We start from the raw sequence: 15878 nt of genomic DNA, 5'->3' as shown, positions 1-15878 counted from the left end.
TCGGTGCCGCGTTCGTTTTCGGCGGCTGCCGTGCGGCGCCGCCCCCAGGCAAGGGCGCATGCGATGGACGAGAGCACCGAACTGAAGAAGCTGCGCTGGCGCTGCCGGCGCGGCATGCGCGAACTGGACCAGTTGTTCGGCCGCTACCTGGACCGGCGCTGGGGGGAAGCTTCCGAGGACGAGCGCGGGGTTTTCCTATACCTGCTCGATTGCGAGGACGATAAGTTGTGGCGATGGTTCATGGGCTACGAGGCCTGTCCCGATGCGCGCGCCGCCGATCTCATCGCTTCCATCCGCGCCATGCCGGCTTGACTGGCGCCCGTCGCGCTGGCTGCTGGCCGCGCTGACCCTGCTCGGCGCGCTGGCGCCGCTGTCGCTGCTCGGCTCCGACCTGCCGCCGCACCTGGCCTGGCCGGCGGCCGCGCTGGCGCTGCTGTACGCGGCGTGGCTGCTGCGCCGTGAGGCCGGGCGGGCGCCGCGCATGCTGTTGGTTCCCGCCGGTGCCGGTACGCCCAGCATCGATGGCGTGGCGGTGAGCGCGCTGCAGGTCGACTGGCGCGGACCGCTGGCGTTCGTGCGCTGGCGCGATGCGCAGGGGCGCACCCAGCGCCTGGCGTGGTGGCCGGACACGCTGCCACCGGCGGCACGACGTGAACTGCGTCTGGCCGCTGCCGCCCATGCCGCTTCGTCTGCGCCGCCGCAAATGGCACCATAGCGCTCCCTGGATGGTGGCTGCGCATGTTCAAACCCTTACCCGTGGCCATCGGCCTGCGCTATCTGCGCGCCAAGCGCCGCAACAATTTCATCTCCTTCATCTCCATGGCCTCGATCCTCGGCATCGCCCTGGGCGTGACCGTGCTGATCACCACCTTGGCGGTGATGAGCGGGTTCCAGAAGGAGATTCGCGACCGCCTGCTGCAGATGGCCGCGCACGCCACGGTCAGCGCGCAGGGCGCGCCGATGGAGGACTGGCAGCACGCGGTGGACGTGGCCATGCGCGACAAGCGCGTCGCCGGCGCCGCGCCCTACGTCGAGGAAGAGGCCCTGCTCACCGGCCAGCGCAACCAGCCGGCGATCGTCCGCGGCATCCTGCCCAAGGAAGAGGCCAAGGTCTCGGTGCTGGCGCAGAAGATGAAGCAGGGCTCGGTCGACAGCCTGACCCCGGGGTCGTACAACATCCTGCTCGGCCAGGAACTGGCGCTGTGGCTGGGCGTGGGCGTCGGCGACAAGGTGGTGGTGATGCTCGGCGAGCCGCAGGCCAGCCCGATGGGCATGGTGCCGCGCTACAAGCGCTTCACCGTCAGCGGCATCTTCGAGGCCGGCTACAACGAGATCGACCGCGGCCTGGCGGTGACCAGCATGCCCGACCTGCAGCGGGTGCTGCGCATGGGCGACGGCGTCACCGGCGTGCGCCTGAAGCTGTACGACATGGACCAGGCCTGGAACGTGGCGCGCGACCTGGCGCTGAACCTGCACGGCCCGTACATGGTCAGCGACTGGACCCGTGAGAACGCCAACCTCTACCAGTCGCTGAAGATGGAAAAGACGGTGATGGGCATCCTGCTGTCGCTGATCATCGCGATGGGTGCGTTCAACCTGGTGTCCTCGCAGGTGATGCTGGTGACCGACAAGCAGGCCGACATCGCGATCCTGCGCACGCTGGGACTGAGCCCGGGCGGGGTGATGCAGGTGTTCATGGTGCAGGGCACGCTGATCGGCGTGATCGGCACCGTCGCCGGCGTGATCGGCGGCATCGTGCTGACGCTCAACCTGGAGCGGATCCTGGCCGGCATCGAGGCGGTGTTCAACATCAAGCTGCTGCCGGAGGACGTCTACTACATCACCGGCCTGCCCACCGACATGCAGCCGCACGACGTCATGGTGATCACCATCGTCGCCTTGCTGATGAGCTTCCTGGCCACGCTGTACCCGGCCTGGCGCGCGGCGCGCACGCAGCCGGCGGAGGCGCTGCGCTATGAATGAGAACCGGGAATCGGGAATGGGGAATCGGGAATCGGGAATGCAGAAGCGACAAGCGGACGCGGCGATCCGCGCCGAAGGCCTGGCCAAGACCTACGCCGAAGGCAAGATGCGCACGCCGGTGTTCGACGGCCTGGAGCTGAGCGTGGCGGCGGGCGAGACCGTGGCCATCGTCGGCGCCTCCGGTGCCGGCAAGAGCACCCTGCTGCACCTGCTCGGCGGCCTCGACGTGCCGACCTCCGGCGAGGTCTACGTGGCCGGCCAGCGCATGTCGGCGCTGACCGACGCGGCGCGCGGGCAGTTGCGCAACCGTTCGCTGGGCTTCGTCTACCAGTTCCATCACCTGCTGCCCGAGTTCACCGCGCTGGAGAACGTGATGATGCCGGTGCTGCTGGGCGGCGCGCCGATCCAGGACGCCGATGCCCGCGCCCGCGCGCTGCTGGAATCGGTGGGCCTGGGCCATCGCCTAGAGCACAAGCCGGGCGAATTGTCCGGCGGCGAGCGCCAGCGTGCCGCGGTGGCGCGTGCGCTGGTCAACCGTCCGGCCTGCGTACTCGGCGACGAGCCGACCGGCAACCTCGACGACAAGACCGCGGCCAACGTGTTCGCGCTGATGCTCGAACTCAACCGCGCGCAGCGCACCAGCCTGGTCCTGGTCACCCACGACCGCAGCCTCGCGCGCAAGCTGGACCGGGTGCTGGAACTGCACCAGGGAAAGCTGCGCGAATTGGCGCCTGCGGACGTTTGAATGGGGAGGCTGCCGCACGGCGGCCCCGAACCGCGGGTGGTCGAGCATGATCGCGGCCTGACGATCGCGAGGGGCTCAAGCCTCTTTCAGGGGGGGGCTGGCGTGGCAGCCATGCTTCCCGTGGCCGTCCTTCGATCCCGACGACAGCGCTGTCCTGCGGCTGACGCAGGCCGCGTCGGGACTGAAGTCCCTCCCACAGGGAGATCCTTCTCACAGGTACGCCGGCGCATCGTCGTGCGGTAGGAGCGGCGTCAGCCGCGACACGAACGTTACCGATAGCCCCTGTCGCGGCTTAGCCGCTCCTGCAAGTGCAACCGCATGCGGGAGCGACTTCATTGCGACGAACGCAGCCGACCATGTCGTCGGCCCCGGTTGCCGACAGCGCCTGACCAAGCCTCGTCCCTCAGGGAATCACCCGCTGCGCGCGCAGCCGCGTGAACAGCTCCAGGAACGAGGCGCGGCTGTCGTAGTAGCCGAGGAAGCCGAGATCGCGGCTCTTGGTCATGTCGTTGACGCACTCGATCTCGCGGCCCAGATCGGCATCGGTATGCCACCACGACGCCAGTTGGTTCACATCCGCCTGCACCAGCCCATGCTGCTCGGCGATCTCGCGCCACAGCGCAGGCGCAGTGTCCTGCAGGCGCGGCTGCAGCGGCATCGGCGCCTCCGGATAAGGGGCAGGGTCCAGGCCGAAGAACGCGGCGATCTCGCCCCACATCCAGCGCCAGCGGAACACGTCGCCGTTGACCGTGTTGAAGGCCTGGTTGCGTGCGGCCGGATTGGTCGCGGCCCAGGCCAGTTGGCGGCCGAGCAGGCCGGCGTCGGTGAGGTCGGTGAGGCTGTCCCACTGCGCGCGCGAACCGGGGAACACGAACGGCTGCCCGGTGTGCTTGCACAGCGTCGCGTACACCGCCAGGGTCACGCCCATGTTCATCGCATTGCTGCCGTTGGCCTGGCCGATCATGGTGTGCGAGCGGTGCACGCTCCAGCCGAAGCCATGGCGCGCGGCGGCGTCGAACAGCAGGTCTTCCAGCGTGTAGTAGAAATTCTCGCCCGGCTGCCGCGGTTCGCTCTCGCGGAACGGCGTCTCCGCCTTGCCGCTGCCGTAGTGCTCGAACGAGCCCAGGTAATGCTTGGTGCCGGTGACCAGCGCCATGTGCTGCAGCGTCGCGCCGTCCAGGCCCTCGCACAGGTGCCGCAACATCGCGCCGTTGGCGGCGACGTTCTCCTTCTCGGTGTCGCGCCGCGTCCAGGTGCAGAAGAACACGTGGGTGATCGGCAGCCCGCGCAGCGCCGCGATGGTGGCGTCGCGGTCGAGCAGATCGACCGCCACCGGAATCACGCCTTCCTGCGGCACCGGACGGCGTGCCAGCCCATAGACGGTCCAGCCCTCGGCGACCAGCACGTTGGCGAGGTTGTAGCCGGAGATGCCAGTGACTCCGACGATCAATGCGATGCCCTTGCGCATGCGCGAACTCCTTACGACGTGGGGTATCGCACCTTAGGCGCGGGGCGATGAAGCTGCGGAGAACTGCGTCGGGACTGTGACGCGGCGCGCGCTCGCGCGTTAGGCGAATTCTGACGCGGTGCCGCGGCATGGACCGATGGCTCGCGTCCAGGCTGGATGCGACGCTGGCATCGCGATAAAGACGGTGTCGCGCGATGCGCATGTCGCGCCGCTTCGTCTCGCTGCTTCCGATCCATCGATGCCAAGGAGGGCAAGCACATGCAACCGTCGGCAGACGCGGTGCCTCGCCAGGGCCCCGCCGCGGCTCGCGCTGCCCGCTGGCCGGCACCGGCGCCGTTCGGCGCTGCGGTCGCGGCCAGCCTCGCCGCCGGCGTGCTGGCCGCGCTGTGGCTGCCGCGCCTGCTGCCCTGGCCGCTGGCCGTGGCGATCCTGCTCGCCGGGGCGTCGCTGTACGTGGCGGCGCCGCGCTGGCGCTGGCTGGGCGCCTTCGCGATCGGCGCCGGCTGGCTGGCGCTGATCGCCGGCATGGTGCTGGCGCGGCAGTTGCCGGCCGACTGGGAAAAACGCGTGGTCGACGTCCGCGGCCAGGTGGTGGAACTGCCGCAGGCGGAGACCCGCCGCACCCGCTTCCTGTTCCGGGTGGACAGCGACGCGGCGCAGCCGGCGCCGTTGCGCGGGCGCCTGCTGCAATTGGCGTGGTACGACGACTTCGGCACGCACCAGGCCGGGCCGCGTAGCGCCCTGAGCGCCGGCGCGCGCTGGCAGTTGCAGGTGCGCCTGCGCGCGCCGCGCGGCTTGAGCAATCCGGGCGGCTTCGATGCCGAGGCCTATGCGCTGGCGCAGCGGATCAGCGCCAGCGGCTATGTGGTGGCGCCGCAGGCGGCAGCGCAATTGACGCCGGGGCAGGGCATCGACGCCTGGCGCGCCGACATGTCCGCACGCATCGCCGCGGCCGTGCCGCAGGCCTCGGCGCGCTACGTGCAGGCACTGGCGCTGGGCGACACGCGGCGCCTGGACGATCGCGACTGGCGCATCCTGCGTGCCGCCGGCCTGACCCATCTCATCGCCATTTCCGGCTTCCATGTCGGCCTGGTCGCAGGCGCCTTCGCCTTGCTCGGTGGCGGACTGTGGCGGCTGTGGCCGCAACTGGGCCGCTACTGGCCGCGGCGCCAGGCGGCTGCCGCGCTGGCGCTGCTCGGCGCCGGCGGCTACACCCTGGTGTCGGGCATGGCCCTGCCGACCGTGCGCACCGCCCTGATGATCGCGGTGGTGGTGGCGGCACGGCTGTGGCGGCGGCCGGTGCGGGTGGTCGACGCATTGGCGCTGGCGGCGATCGCCATGCTGCTCTGCGACCCGCTGGCGGTGCTCTCGGCCGGCTTCTGGCTGAGCTTCCTCGGCGTCGCCTGGCTGGCCTGGTGCATGCCCGACGCCGGGCGCGGCTGGCGCGAGACGCTACGCAGTTTCCTGACCGCGCAGGGCGTGGCCACGGTCGGCCTGCTGCCGGTGAGCACGATGCTCTTCGGGCAGGCCTCCGTGGTCGGGCCGCTGGCCAACCTGCTGGCGATCCCGTGGTGGAGCCTGGTGGTGGTCCCGCTGGCCTTGCTCGGCACCGCGTTGGAGGCGTTGCATGCCGGTGCCGGTGCCGGTGCCGGCGCCTGGCTGTGGCGCCTGGCCGCGGCCTGCTTCGACCTGACCTGGCCGTTGTTCGTCGCCCTGGGCGAGAGCCGCTTCGCCCTGCGCTGGTTGCCGGAGGCGCGCGACTGGGCGCTACCGCTGGCCCTGCTCGGCGCGTTCTGGCTGCTGTTGCCGCGCGCGGTGCCGGGCAAGCCGCTGGCGGCGCTGCTGTGGTTGCCGTTGCTGCACCCGCCGCTGGAGCGACCGCGACCAGGCGAGGTCGATCTGGTGATGTTCGACGTGGGGCAGGGCCTGTCGTTGCTGGTCCGCACCGCCCACCATCAACTGCTGTACGACACCGGGCCGGCGGTCGAGGACGGCTACGACGCTGGCGAACGGGTGGTGGTCCCGGCGCTGCATGCGCTTGGCGTGGCGCGGCTGGATCGCGCGGTGATCAGTCATGGCGACAACGACCACGCCGGCGGCCTGGCCGCGGTGCGCGCGGCGCTGCCGATCGGCCTGGTCCAGGCCCCGGCTGGTGCGCCGTTGCCGGTGGACCGGGCCTGCGTGGCCGGCGATGCCTGGGAATGGGATGGCGTGCGGTTCCGGTTCCTGCATCCGGCGCCGCACTTTCCGTATCTGCGCAACGAATCCAGCTGCGTGCTGCGCGTGGAAACCGTGCATGGCGCGCTGTTGCTGGCCGGCGATATCGGCGACGTGGTCGAGCGCACGCTGCTGCGCGAGGCGCCGCAGGCGCTGCGCGCCGACGTCGTGGTGGCGCCGCACCATGGCAGCGCGCATTCCTCGCAGCCGGCCTTCGTCGCCGCCACCGGTGCGCGGCTGGTGCTGGTGTCGGCGGCCTACGGCAACCGCTTCGGTCATCCGCATCCGGGCGTGGTGGCGCGCTGGCAGGCCGCCGGCGCCGAGGTCGCCGGCACGCCGCAGGGCGGTGCGCTGCGCGTGTGGCTGGGGCGCGCCGGCCTGCAACTGCGCGAGCGGCGGCCCTGGCGGGCGCGGCTGTGGGACGCGGCGGAGCGGGCGCGGGCGGCTGCTATCCTATCGGCCAGTGAACAAACGGCCGAGCGTGCCGGAGGGTTGCGACGTGTGGGAACTGGTCAAGGCCGGTGGCTGGCCGATGGTGCCATTGCTGCTGTTGGGCGTGGTCGCGCTGGCGATCGTCCTGGAGCGGTTCTGGAGCCTGCGCCGTAGCGAGGTGTTGCCGCCGGGACTGGGCCAGGAAGTGCGCAACTGGGCCACGCGCGGCAAGCTCGACCCCACCCACATCGAATCGCTGCGGCGCAATTCGCCGCTGGGCGCGCTGCTCGCGGCCGGCCTGGATGTGCGCAACCGTCCGCGCGAGATCGTGCGCGAGCGCATCGAGGACACCGGCCGGCACGTCGTGCACCGCATGGAGCGTTACCTGAACGCGTTGGGCACCATCGCCTCGGCCGGGCCGCTGCTCGGCCTGCTCGGCACCGTGGTCGGCATGATCCAGATGTTCCTCGGCATCCTCGACCATGGCCTGGGCGACGTGAACCAGCTCGCCGGCGGCATCGGCAAGGCGCTGGTGTGCACCGCCACAGGCATGATCATCGCGGTGCCGGCGCTGATCTTCCATCGCCATTTCAAGGGCCGCATCGCCGGCTACGTGATCGAGATGGAGCAGGAAGCCACCGCGCTGACCGATGCGCTGGATGGCCACGGCCGTGCCGTGGCGCCGGCGGCACGCGGCGCCGCGTCGAACGCCGCGTCGGCCAAGGGCTGAGCCGGTGCGGATCCGCGACGACCGTGGCCAGGACGAGCCGCACATCGACCTGGTGCCGTTGATCGACGTCATCCTGGTGCTGATCATCTTCTTCGTCGTGACCACCACCTTCGATGCGCGTTCGACGCTGCAACTGCAGTTGCCCAACGCCAGCGACCGCAACGCGCCGCCGCCAGCGCGCGCGCTGAGCGTGCTGATCAACGCCGACGGGCATTACTTCATCAACGACCAGGAAGTGCTGCGCACCGACGTGGAGTCGGTCAAGCGCAGCATCGCCCAGGTCGCCGGCGACGACCGCGAGCAGCCGGTGCTGCTGCGCGCCGACGCGCGCACGCCGTACCAGGCGGTGGTCACCGCGCAGGACGCGCTGGGCCAGCTCGGGTTCCGCCGCATCGCCATCGCCACTGCCCCCGAAGTCAACAGGGACGGAAGCTCCAAGTGAATGTACCCACCGACGTGCCCGTCCAGGATTCCCCCTGGCGGACCTATCGCCGCCTGTTGTCCTATGCCGGCGGCTACCGCGGCCTGTTGCTGATCGCTGCCGTCGGCGCGCTGCTGGAAGCGCTGGCCGGCTCCGGCTTCCTGGCGCTGATGAAGCCGATCACCGACGAGACCTTCATCGCCCGCAACCGCGAGGTGGCGATGTGGCTGCCGTTGCAGATCGTCGGCCTGTTCGTGCTGCGCGGTATCGCCGGCTACGTCACCGACATGTCGATGGGGCGCGCGGCGCGGAGCATTTCCCGCGATTTCCGGGTCAACGTGCTGGACAAGTACCTGCGCCTGCCGGGCAGCCGCTTCGATGCCGAGCCGGTGGCGTCGATGCTGGTGCGGCTGGGGTCGGACAGCGAGCAGGTGGCGCAGGCCGCGGTCGACGCGATGAAGGTGATGGTGCAGCAGACCCTGCAGATCGTCGGCGCGCTGGCGGTGATGCTGTGGTACAGCTGGACGGTGACCGTGACCATCCTGCTGGTGGCGCCGCCGCTGGCGTGGGTGATGGACCGCGTGGCCAAGCGCTACCGGCGGGTCAGCCACCGCATCCAGGAGAGCAACGCCGAGCTGATGCAGTCCGCCGAGCAGGCCCTGTCCGGCAACCAGGAGGTCAAGGTCTACGGCGCGCGCGCCAGCGAGATGGAGCGCTACCAGCACCTGGCCGACACCAACCTGCACCTGGCGATGAAGGTCGAGTCCACCCGCGGCATCTCCTCGGCCGCGGTGCAGTTGCTGGGCGCGATCGGCCTGGCCGCGCTGCTGCTGATCGCCGGCCACGAGGCGCTGGCCGGGCGCCTGACCGCCGGCGAGTTCGTCTCGCTGATGACCGCGATGATGGCGATCATCCCGGCGCTGAAGAACCTCACCAATGTGCAGAACATGCTGCAGCGGGGCGTCGCCTCGGCGCAGCGGCTGTTCGTGGTGCTGGATGCGCCCGAGGAACAGGACAGCGGCACCCGCCGCATCGAGCGCGCGCAGGGGCGGATCGAGTTCCGCGAGGTCACCGCCGCCTATCCGGGGCAGGCGCGGCCGGCGCTGGCCGAGGTCAGCTTCGTCGCCGAACCCGGCACCGTCACCGCCATCGTCGGCCGCTCCGGCAGCGGCAAGTCGAGCCTGGTCAAGCTGATCCCGCGCTTCTACGACCCGCAATCCGGGCAGATCCTGCTCGATGGCCACCCGCTGCAGGAGTACCGCCTGGAGGATCTGCGCCGGCAGATCGCCCTGGTCGGCCAGCAGGTGATGCTGTTCGATGGCAGCATCGCCGAGAACGTCGCCTACGGCGAGATGCGCGAGGCCGGCCCTGCGCAATTGCAGCAGGCGATCGCCGATGCCAACGCGATGGAGTTCGTCGAGCACCTGCCGGACGGCCTGCAGGCGCAGGTCGGGGCCAAGGGCGGACGCCTGTCCGGCGGTCAGCGCCAGCGCCTGGCGATCGCCCGCGCCATGCTCAAGGACGCGCCGATCCTGATCCTCGACGAAGCCACCGCGGCGCTGGACAACGAATCCGAGCGGCTGGTGCAGGACGCCTTGCACCGGCTGATGCCCGACCGCACCACGCTGGTCATCGCCCACCGCCTGTCGACCATCGAACACGCCGACCAGGTGCTGGTGATGGACCACGGCCGCATCGTCGAGCGCGGCACCCACCACGAGCTGCTGGCGCTTGGCGGGGTGTATGCGCACCTGCACAGCATGCAGTTCCGCGAAAGGCAGTTCGGATGAGCGAGCGCGGGCCGCACACCCCCGCCTATTGGTACGGCACGGGTTCGCCGCCGCTGCACGCGCGCGTGCTGACCCCGCTGTACGCGGCGGCGATCGCGCTGCGCCGCGCGCTGTACCGGCGCGGCTGGCGCAAGCGCCACAGCATCGCCGCGCCGGTGGTGGTGGTGGGCAATCTGACCGCCGGCGGCACCGGCAAGACGCCGCTGACCATCGCCCTGGTGCAGCGCCTGCGCGACGCCGGCTGGAGCCCGGGTGTAGCCAGCCGCGGTTACGGTCGCAGCCAGCCGCAGGAGCCGCGCTGGATCGAGCCGGGCACCTCGGCCGAGCAGGGCGGCGACGAGCCGGTGCTGATCGCGCGCAAGACCGGCGTGCCGGTGCGGGTGGACCGCGACCGCGTGGCCGCGGCGCGCGCGCTGCTGCAGGCCGGCTGCGACATCGTGGTCTGCGACGATGGCCTGCAGCATTACCGGCTGCAGCGCGACATCGAGATCGAGGTGGTGGACGGCCAGCGCCGCTACGGCAACGGCCGCCTGCTGCCGGCCGGGCCGCTGCGCGAGCCGGTGGCGCGCGGCAACGAATGCGATTTCCGGGTCATCAATCTGGGCCAGGCCAGCGACAGCGGCGCGCTCGAAGTCGGCTTCGGCGAATGGGCGATGCGCCTGCGCATCGACAGCGCGCAACCGTTGCGCGGCGGCCGTGCGCGGCCATTGCGCAGCTTCGCCGGCCAGCGCGTGCATGCCGTCGCCGGCATCGCCCATCCGCAGCGCTTCTTCGACATGCTGCGCGCGCAGGGCATCGGCGTGGTCCCGCATGCCTTTCCCGACCACCACCAGTACCGCGCCGCGGACCTGGCCTTCGGCAGCGAACTGCCGGTGCTGATGACCGAGAAGGACGCGGTCAAGTGCGCCGCCTTCGTCAACGACTGGTGCTTCAGCGTGCCGCTGGTCGCCGAGCTGCCGGCGGCGTTCTGGATCGGCCTGCTGGACCGGCTGGACAAGCTGCGCGGCCGCGCGGGCGGGACCGGCGACTAGGCGGGTCACCAATTCCCGAGTATGCCGCGCCGCGGTTGGCCTGCAGGAGCGCCATCGGCGCGCGTGGCGTAGCCTGGCCATTGGTCGCATCCAAGCTGCGGCCCCAGCGGTGCGTCCGCCATCTTCAGCCCCCAGGGCACTGGTGCTGCGCGCACGACGCCGTGTCATCGCTACGGGGTGAGGGGCGAACCACCTCCTCGCGCTTCCTCGCCACAGATGGGCGCCAACACGGCGCGCGTGCGGCGCGCGCGACGTGAGCGCAAGCCGCAGCACGCCGACGCTTTCCGCGCCGCGGGGCAAGGCGCGCGTGCGGTCGCCGGCCGGCGCCACCACCTGCACACCGGCGATCCCGGCGCGGTCGATACAATGACCCTCAGTGCCGTTGCGGCGTGCGGCGGCCACCGGGCCGCTGCCCGGCGCCCACCAGGCCGTTTCGGCCAACCATGCGGAGAGCTTTCGATGACGGTCTTCTCGCGATATCCCCGGCGCACGCGCGCCGCTGCCGGCGCCACCCGCGCATGAGCGCCGCCGTGCCGCCGTTCGTCGTCGCCATCCCGGCCCGCTACGCCGCCTCGCGGCTGCCGGGCAAGCCTTTGCGTGCGCTCGGCGGCGAGCCGCTGGTCCGCCACGTGGCGCGGCGTGCGCTCGCCGCCGGTGCCACGCAGGTGTGGGTAGCCGCCGACGATGCCCGCATCGCCGCCGCCGTGGCCGACCTGGACGGCGTGCATGTGGCCAATACCTCTGCCGACCACGCCTCCGGCACCGACCGCCTGGCCGAGTGCGCCGACATCGCCGGCTGGGACGATGCGACCCTGGTGGTCAATCTGCAGGGCGACGAGCCGTTCGCACCGGTCGCCGGCATCGTCGCGGTGGCCCGGACCCTGGCCGACAGCGGCGCCGAGATGGCGACCCTGGGCACGCCGGTGGACGCGGCCGAGCACCTGTTCGATCCCAACGTGGTCAAGCTGGTGCGCAGCGCCGCCGGCGATGCGCTGTACTTCAGCCGCGCGCCGATCCCCTGGCACCGCGACGCCTTCGCCTCGCAGACGCAGTTGCCGCTGCCCGGCCCGTGGCTGCGGCATATCGGCATCTACGCCTATCGCGCCGGCTTCCTGCGCCGGTTCGCGGCGATGCCGCCGGGCACGCTGGAGCGGATCGAGTCGCTGGAGCAGTTGCGGGTGCTGGAAGCCGGGTTCCGCATCGCGGTGGCGTTGTCGCCGGCGCCGTTCCCGCCGGGCGTGGACACGCCCGAGGACCTGGCGCGCGCCGAGGCCTACCTGCAGGGGCAGGCATGAAGCTGCTGCTGGTGTGCCTGGGCAACATCTGCCGTTCGCCGATGGCCGAGGGCGCGCTGCGCCACCACCTGCAGCGCTCGCCGCTGGCGAGTGTGGTGGAGGTCGACTCGGCCGGCACCGGCGACTGGCACCGCGGCGAGCCGCCGGACCGGCGCGCGGTCGCCTGCGCCGCCGCCCATGACGTGGACATCGCCGGCCTGCGCGCCCGGCAACTGCGCGACCGCGACTTTGCCGAGTTCGACTGGATCCTGTGCGCCGACGCGGCCAACCTGCGCGACGTGCGCCAGCGCGCCCCGGCGGCGGCGCACGAGCGCGTGGCGCTGTGGCTGCCGTGGGCCGGGGTGCACGGCCACCGTGAGATCCCGGATCCGTACACCGGCGGCAGCGCCCAGTTCGAGCAGGTCTGGCAACTGGTAGACGAAGCCGCCGCCGGCAGCGTGGCGCGACTGTCCGCCGACCTCGGCTCCGGCATAATCGGCCGATGAATTCCATCGCCGCCCTGGAACTCCCCGCGTCCGGCGCCTGGCTCAACGCCGAGCCGATCCGCCTGCGCGATCTGCAGGGGCGGGCGCTGGTGCTGGCCTTCGTCAATGCCGCCTCGGTGTGGTGCGCGCAGCGTCTGGCCGAACTCGGCCAGTGGCAGGCTCGCAATCCCGGACGGCTGCAGGTGATCGTGGTGCAGGTGCCGCGCTTCGACAGCGAGCGCGAGCCGCAGCGGGCGCTGAAGCTGCTGCGCAGCCAGGGCGTGTCCGCGCCGATCCTGCTCGATGCCGATTGGGCCGCCTGGCAGCGCTTCGACATCCAGGCCTGGCCGACCCTGGTGCTGATCGACGCCGGCGGCGTGGAGCGCGAGCGCCTGGTCGGGATCGGCGGCGCGGAACTGGACAAGGCGCTGCACGCGCTCTGCGCCGGGCAGCCGCTGCCGCTGGACGAGGACCTGCGCGACGCCCGCGAGACCCAGCCGGAGCCGCGCCTGCCGCTGCGCTTCCCGACCGGCCTGGCGGTGGCCGAGGATCGCCTGTACGTCGCCGACAGCGGCCATCACCGCATCCTCGAATGCAGCACCAGCGGCCGCGTGCTGCGCCAGTTCGGCATCGGCACCGCGGATTTCATCGACGGCGCGATCGGCGAGGCGGCGTTCCACCGCCCGCGCGGGCTGGCGCTGGAGCGCGGCGTGCTGTACGTGGCCGACACCGGCAACCATGCGCTGCGCCGGATCAACCTGCTCACCGGCCAGGTCGACACGCTGTGCGGCAACGGCCGCGCCGGCGAGCCGGTCGAAGGCCCGGTGGAGCAACCGCTGCTGGCGCCGCTGAACCATCCGCAGGACGTGGTGATCGCCGACAACCAGGTGCACCTGGCGATGGCCGGCGATAACCGCATCTGGAGCTACGACCTGGGCAGCCGCAGCCTGCGCTGGCGCGCCGGTGCAGGCGCGCTGGAGCTGCGCGACGGCAGCGGCCACCTGGCCGCGTTCGCGCAGCCGTGCAGCCTGGCCGCGGTGCAGCAGGTGCTGTACGTGTGCGATGCGCTGGGCTCGGCGGTGCGCTCGATGCAGTTGCGCGGCGACCTGGTGCAGACCCTGCTCGGCGGCCAGGGGCCGTGGGATTTCGGCAATGAGGACGGGCCGCGCAGCCGCGCCCGCCTGCAGTTCCCGCAGGCGATCGCGCTGAGCCCGGACGCGCCGCTGCTGTGGATCGCCGACAGCGGCAACGGCAGTCTGCGCAGCCTGCGTCTGGGCGGCGGCGAACTGTCCACCGCGGCCTTGCCGCGGCGCCTGCATGGCCCGGGCGGGTTGGCGGTGAGCGCCGGCACGGTGTGGATCGCCGAGACCGATGCGCATGCGGTGCTGCGCTACGACATCGCCAGTGGCGAACTGCACGACGTCGCGATCGGCGAATGAGCACCCCCGCATTGCCCGCGTTCGACGGCAAGGCCTTTGCCGCCAACCTCAGTACCGCGCCCGGCGTCTACCGCATGTACGCCGCCGACGACACCTTGCTCTACGTCGGAAAGGCCGGCGCGCTGCGCAAGCGCGTGTCCAGCTATTTCAGCGGCTCGCCGAAGAATGCGCGGACCATGGCCATGCTGGCGCAGGTGGCGCGCATGGACGTCACCGTCACCCGCAGCGAGGGCGAGGCGCTGCTGCTGGAAAACCAGCTGATCAAGTCGCTGTCGCCGCGCTACAACGTGTCGCTGCGCGACGACAAGAGCTATCCCTACGTGCTGCTGACCCGCGAGGAGTGGCCGCGGATCACCCTGCACCGTGGCCCGCGCGCGGTGCCCGGCCGCTATTTCGGGCCGTATCCCGGCGTCACCGCGGTGCGCGAGACGCTGAACCTGATGCACAAGCTGTTCAAGCTGCGCAGCTGCGAGGACAGCGTGTTCCGCAATCGTTCGCGGCCGTGCCTGCAGTACCAGATCGGCCGTTGCAGCGCGCCGTGCGTGGCGTTGGTGGCGGCCGACGAGTACGCCGAGGCGGTGCGCCGCTCCACGCTGTTCCTGGAAGGGCGCAGCGACCAGCTCGGCGAGGAATTGGTGCAGGCGATGCAGGCCGCCAGCGAACGTCTGGAGTTCGAACGCGCCGCGCGCCTGCGCGATCTGCTGGGCTCGCTGCGCAGCATGCAGAGCCGGCAATACGTGGACGGCCGTGCCGCCGACCTCGACGTGCTGGCCTGCGCCACCCAGGGCGCCAACGCCTGCGTGCTGCTGCTGGCGTTCCGCGACGGCCGCAACCTCGGCACCCGCGCGTTCTTCCCCAAGACCAACGGCGAGGACAGTGCCGCCGAGGTGCTGGGCGCGTTCGTGTCGCAGTACTACGTCGAGCACGCGCCGCCGCGCGAGGTGCTGCTGGACCGCGAGATTCCCGACGCCGAGCTGATCGAGGCGGCGCTGAGCTCGGCCGCCGAGCGCAAGGTGCAGCTGAAGTGGAACGTGCGCGGCGAGCGCGCCGGCTACCTGGAGCTGGCCAGCCGCAACGCCCAGGCCACCCTGGTCACCGAACTGACCAGCCGCAACGCCCAGCACGCGCGCAGCGAGGCGCTGCGCGAGATGCTCGGCCTGGCCGAGCCGGTCAAGCGGGTGGAGTGCTTCGACATCAGCCACACCATGGGCGAGGCCACGGTGGCCTCGTGCGTGGTGTTCGACGCCAGCGGCCCGGTGCGCAGCCAGTACCGGCGCTACAACATCAGCGGCATCGAGCCGGGCGACGACTACGCGGCGATGCGCCAGGCGATCGAGCGCCGCTTCCGTCGCGCCGCCGAAGGCGAGGGCAAGGGCGACGTGGTGCTGCCGGACGTGTTGCTGATCGACGGCGGCGCCGGACAGCTGGCGCAGGCCACCGGGGCGCTGGCCGACCTGGGCGTGGACGGGGTGCTGCTGATCGGCGTGGCCAAGGGCGCCGAGCGCCGCGCCGGCCACGAGACCCTGGTGATGCCGGACGGGCGCGAACTGCGCCCGGGCGCCGCTTCGCCGGCGCTGCAGTTCATCCAGCAGGTGCGCGACGAAGCCCACCGCTTCGCCATCACCGGCCACCGCGGGCGCCGCCAGAAGGCGCGCATGACCAGCAAGCTGGAGGATATCCCCGGCATCGGCCCGCGCCGCCGCGCCAGCCTGCTCAAGCACTTCGGCGGACTGGCCGGGCTCAAGTCCGCCGGCGAGGCCGAGATCGCGCGGGTGGAAGGGATCAATGACGCACTGGCTGCACGAATCTACGCTAACCTGCACGGGCTGCCGGTACCCGATCCGGCAGGCGAGTAGAGCAGCG

General features: G+C 71.5%; 14 protein-coding genes. 13 read left to right on the top strand and 1 reads right to left on the bottom strand.

Features of this window, described 5'->3' with window-relative positions:
• Positions 1–63: 63 nt before the first annotated feature.
• Genes RAB70_RS15650 through lolD form a run of 4 tightly spaced genes read left to right on the top strand, consistent with a single transcriptional unit; the run spans position 64 to position 2728 of the window.
• On the top strand, positions 64–312 hold the full coding sequence (locus RAB70_RS15650) for a succinate dehydrogenase assembly factor 2 (RefSeq protein WP_017912578.1): 249 nt from the start codon (positions 64–66) through the stop codon (positions 310–312).
• On the top strand, positions 263–715 hold the full coding sequence (locus RAB70_RS15645; protein ID WP_148828433.1) for a hypothetical protein: 453 nt from the start codon (positions 263–265) through the stop codon (positions 713–715). The genes RAB70_RS15650 and RAB70_RS15645 overlap by 50 nt, the downstream gene beginning before the upstream one ends.
• A gap of 23 nt (positions 716–738) precedes the next feature.
• On the top strand, positions 739–1983 hold the full coding sequence (locus RAB70_RS15640; protein WP_010342649.1) for a lipoprotein-releasing ABC transporter permease subunit: 1245 nt from the start codon (positions 739–741) through the stop codon (positions 1981–1983).
• Positions 1976–2728: a lipoprotein-releasing ABC transporter ATP-binding protein LolD gene (gene lolD / locus RAB70_RS15635; RefSeq protein WP_408068842.1), complete on the top strand. Its 753-nt coding sequence runs from the start codon at positions 1976–1978 to the stop codon at positions 2726–2728. The genes RAB70_RS15640 and lolD overlap by 8 nt, the downstream gene beginning before the upstream one ends.
• Positions 2729–3131: 403 nt before the next feature.
• On the opposite strand, the gene RAB70_RS15630 is transcribed toward lolD, so the two are convergent.
• Positions 3132–4196, bottom strand: a complete 1065-nt coding sequence (locus RAB70_RS15630) for an SDR family oxidoreductase (protein ID WP_148828431.1) — start codon at positions 4194–4196, stop codon at positions 3132–3134.
• 258 nt (positions 4197–4454) lie between these two features.
• Here RAB70_RS15630 and RAB70_RS15625 point away from each other — a divergent pair, with 258 nt between their 5' ends.
• The 9 genes from RAB70_RS15625 to uvrC all read left to right on the top strand — a co-directional run bounded on the left by RAB70_RS15625 (position 4455) and on the right by uvrC (position 15871).
• Positions 4455–7019, top strand: coding sequence for a DNA internalization-related competence protein ComEC/Rec2 (locus RAB70_RS15625; protein ID WP_148828430.1), 2565 nt, complete (start codon positions 4455–4457; stop codon positions 7017–7019).
• Positions 6913–7575, top strand: coding sequence for a MotA/TolQ/ExbB proton channel family protein (locus tag RAB70_RS15620; protein WP_148828452.1), 663 nt, complete (start codon positions 6913–6915; stop codon positions 7573–7575). Before RAB70_RS15625 ends, RAB70_RS15620 begins: the two co-directional genes overlap by 107 nt.
• Before the next feature lie 4 nt (positions 7576–7579).
• Positions 7580–8017, top strand: a complete 438-nt coding sequence (locus RAB70_RS15615) for a biopolymer transporter ExbD (protein ID WP_010342642.1) — start codon at positions 7580–7582, stop codon at positions 8015–8017.
• A complete protein-coding gene (msbA, locus tag RAB70_RS15610; protein ID WP_148828429.1) occupies positions 8014–9786 on the top strand; it encodes a lipid A export permease/ATP-binding protein MsbA in 1773 nt (590 codons plus the stop codon). Before RAB70_RS15615 ends, msbA begins: the two co-directional genes overlap by 4 nt.
• Positions 9783–10817: a tetraacyldisaccharide 4'-kinase gene (gene lpxK, locus RAB70_RS15605; RefSeq protein ID WP_148828428.1), complete on the top strand. Its 1035-nt coding sequence runs from the start codon at positions 9783–9785 to the stop codon at positions 10815–10817. The genes msbA and lpxK overlap by 4 nt, the downstream gene beginning before the upstream one ends.
• 518 nt (positions 10818–11335) lie before the next feature.
• Complete coding sequence (gene kdsB / locus RAB70_RS15600; RefSeq protein WP_148828427.1) at positions 11336–12112, top strand: 3-deoxy-manno-octulosonate cytidylyltransferase; 777 nt, start codon at positions 11336–11338, stop codon at positions 12110–12112.
• Positions 12109–12597, top strand: coding sequence for a low molecular weight protein-tyrosine-phosphatase (locus RAB70_RS15595; RefSeq protein ID WP_043095836.1), 489 nt, complete (start codon positions 12109–12111; stop codon positions 12595–12597). Before kdsB ends, RAB70_RS15595 begins: the two co-directional genes overlap by 4 nt.
• A complete protein-coding gene (locus RAB70_RS15590) occupies positions 12594–14015 on the top strand; it encodes a hypothetical protein (protein WP_148828426.1) in 1422 nt (473 codons plus the stop codon). Before RAB70_RS15595 ends, RAB70_RS15590 begins: the two co-directional genes overlap by 4 nt.
• On the top strand, positions 14012–15871 hold the full coding sequence (uvrC, locus tag RAB70_RS15585) for an excinuclease ABC subunit UvrC (protein WP_148828425.1): 1860 nt from the start codon (positions 14012–14014) through the stop codon (positions 15869–15871). Before RAB70_RS15590 ends, uvrC begins: the two co-directional genes overlap by 4 nt.
• Positions 15872–15878: the final 7 nt, after the last annotated feature.

The organism is Xanthomonas sontii (assembly GCF_040529055.1).
Classification (GTDB): Bacteria; Pseudomonadota; Gammaproteobacteria; order Xanthomonadales; family Xanthomonadaceae; genus Xanthomonas_A; species Xanthomonas_A sontii.
This window is presented reverse-complemented; position numbering and strand designations above follow the sequence as displayed.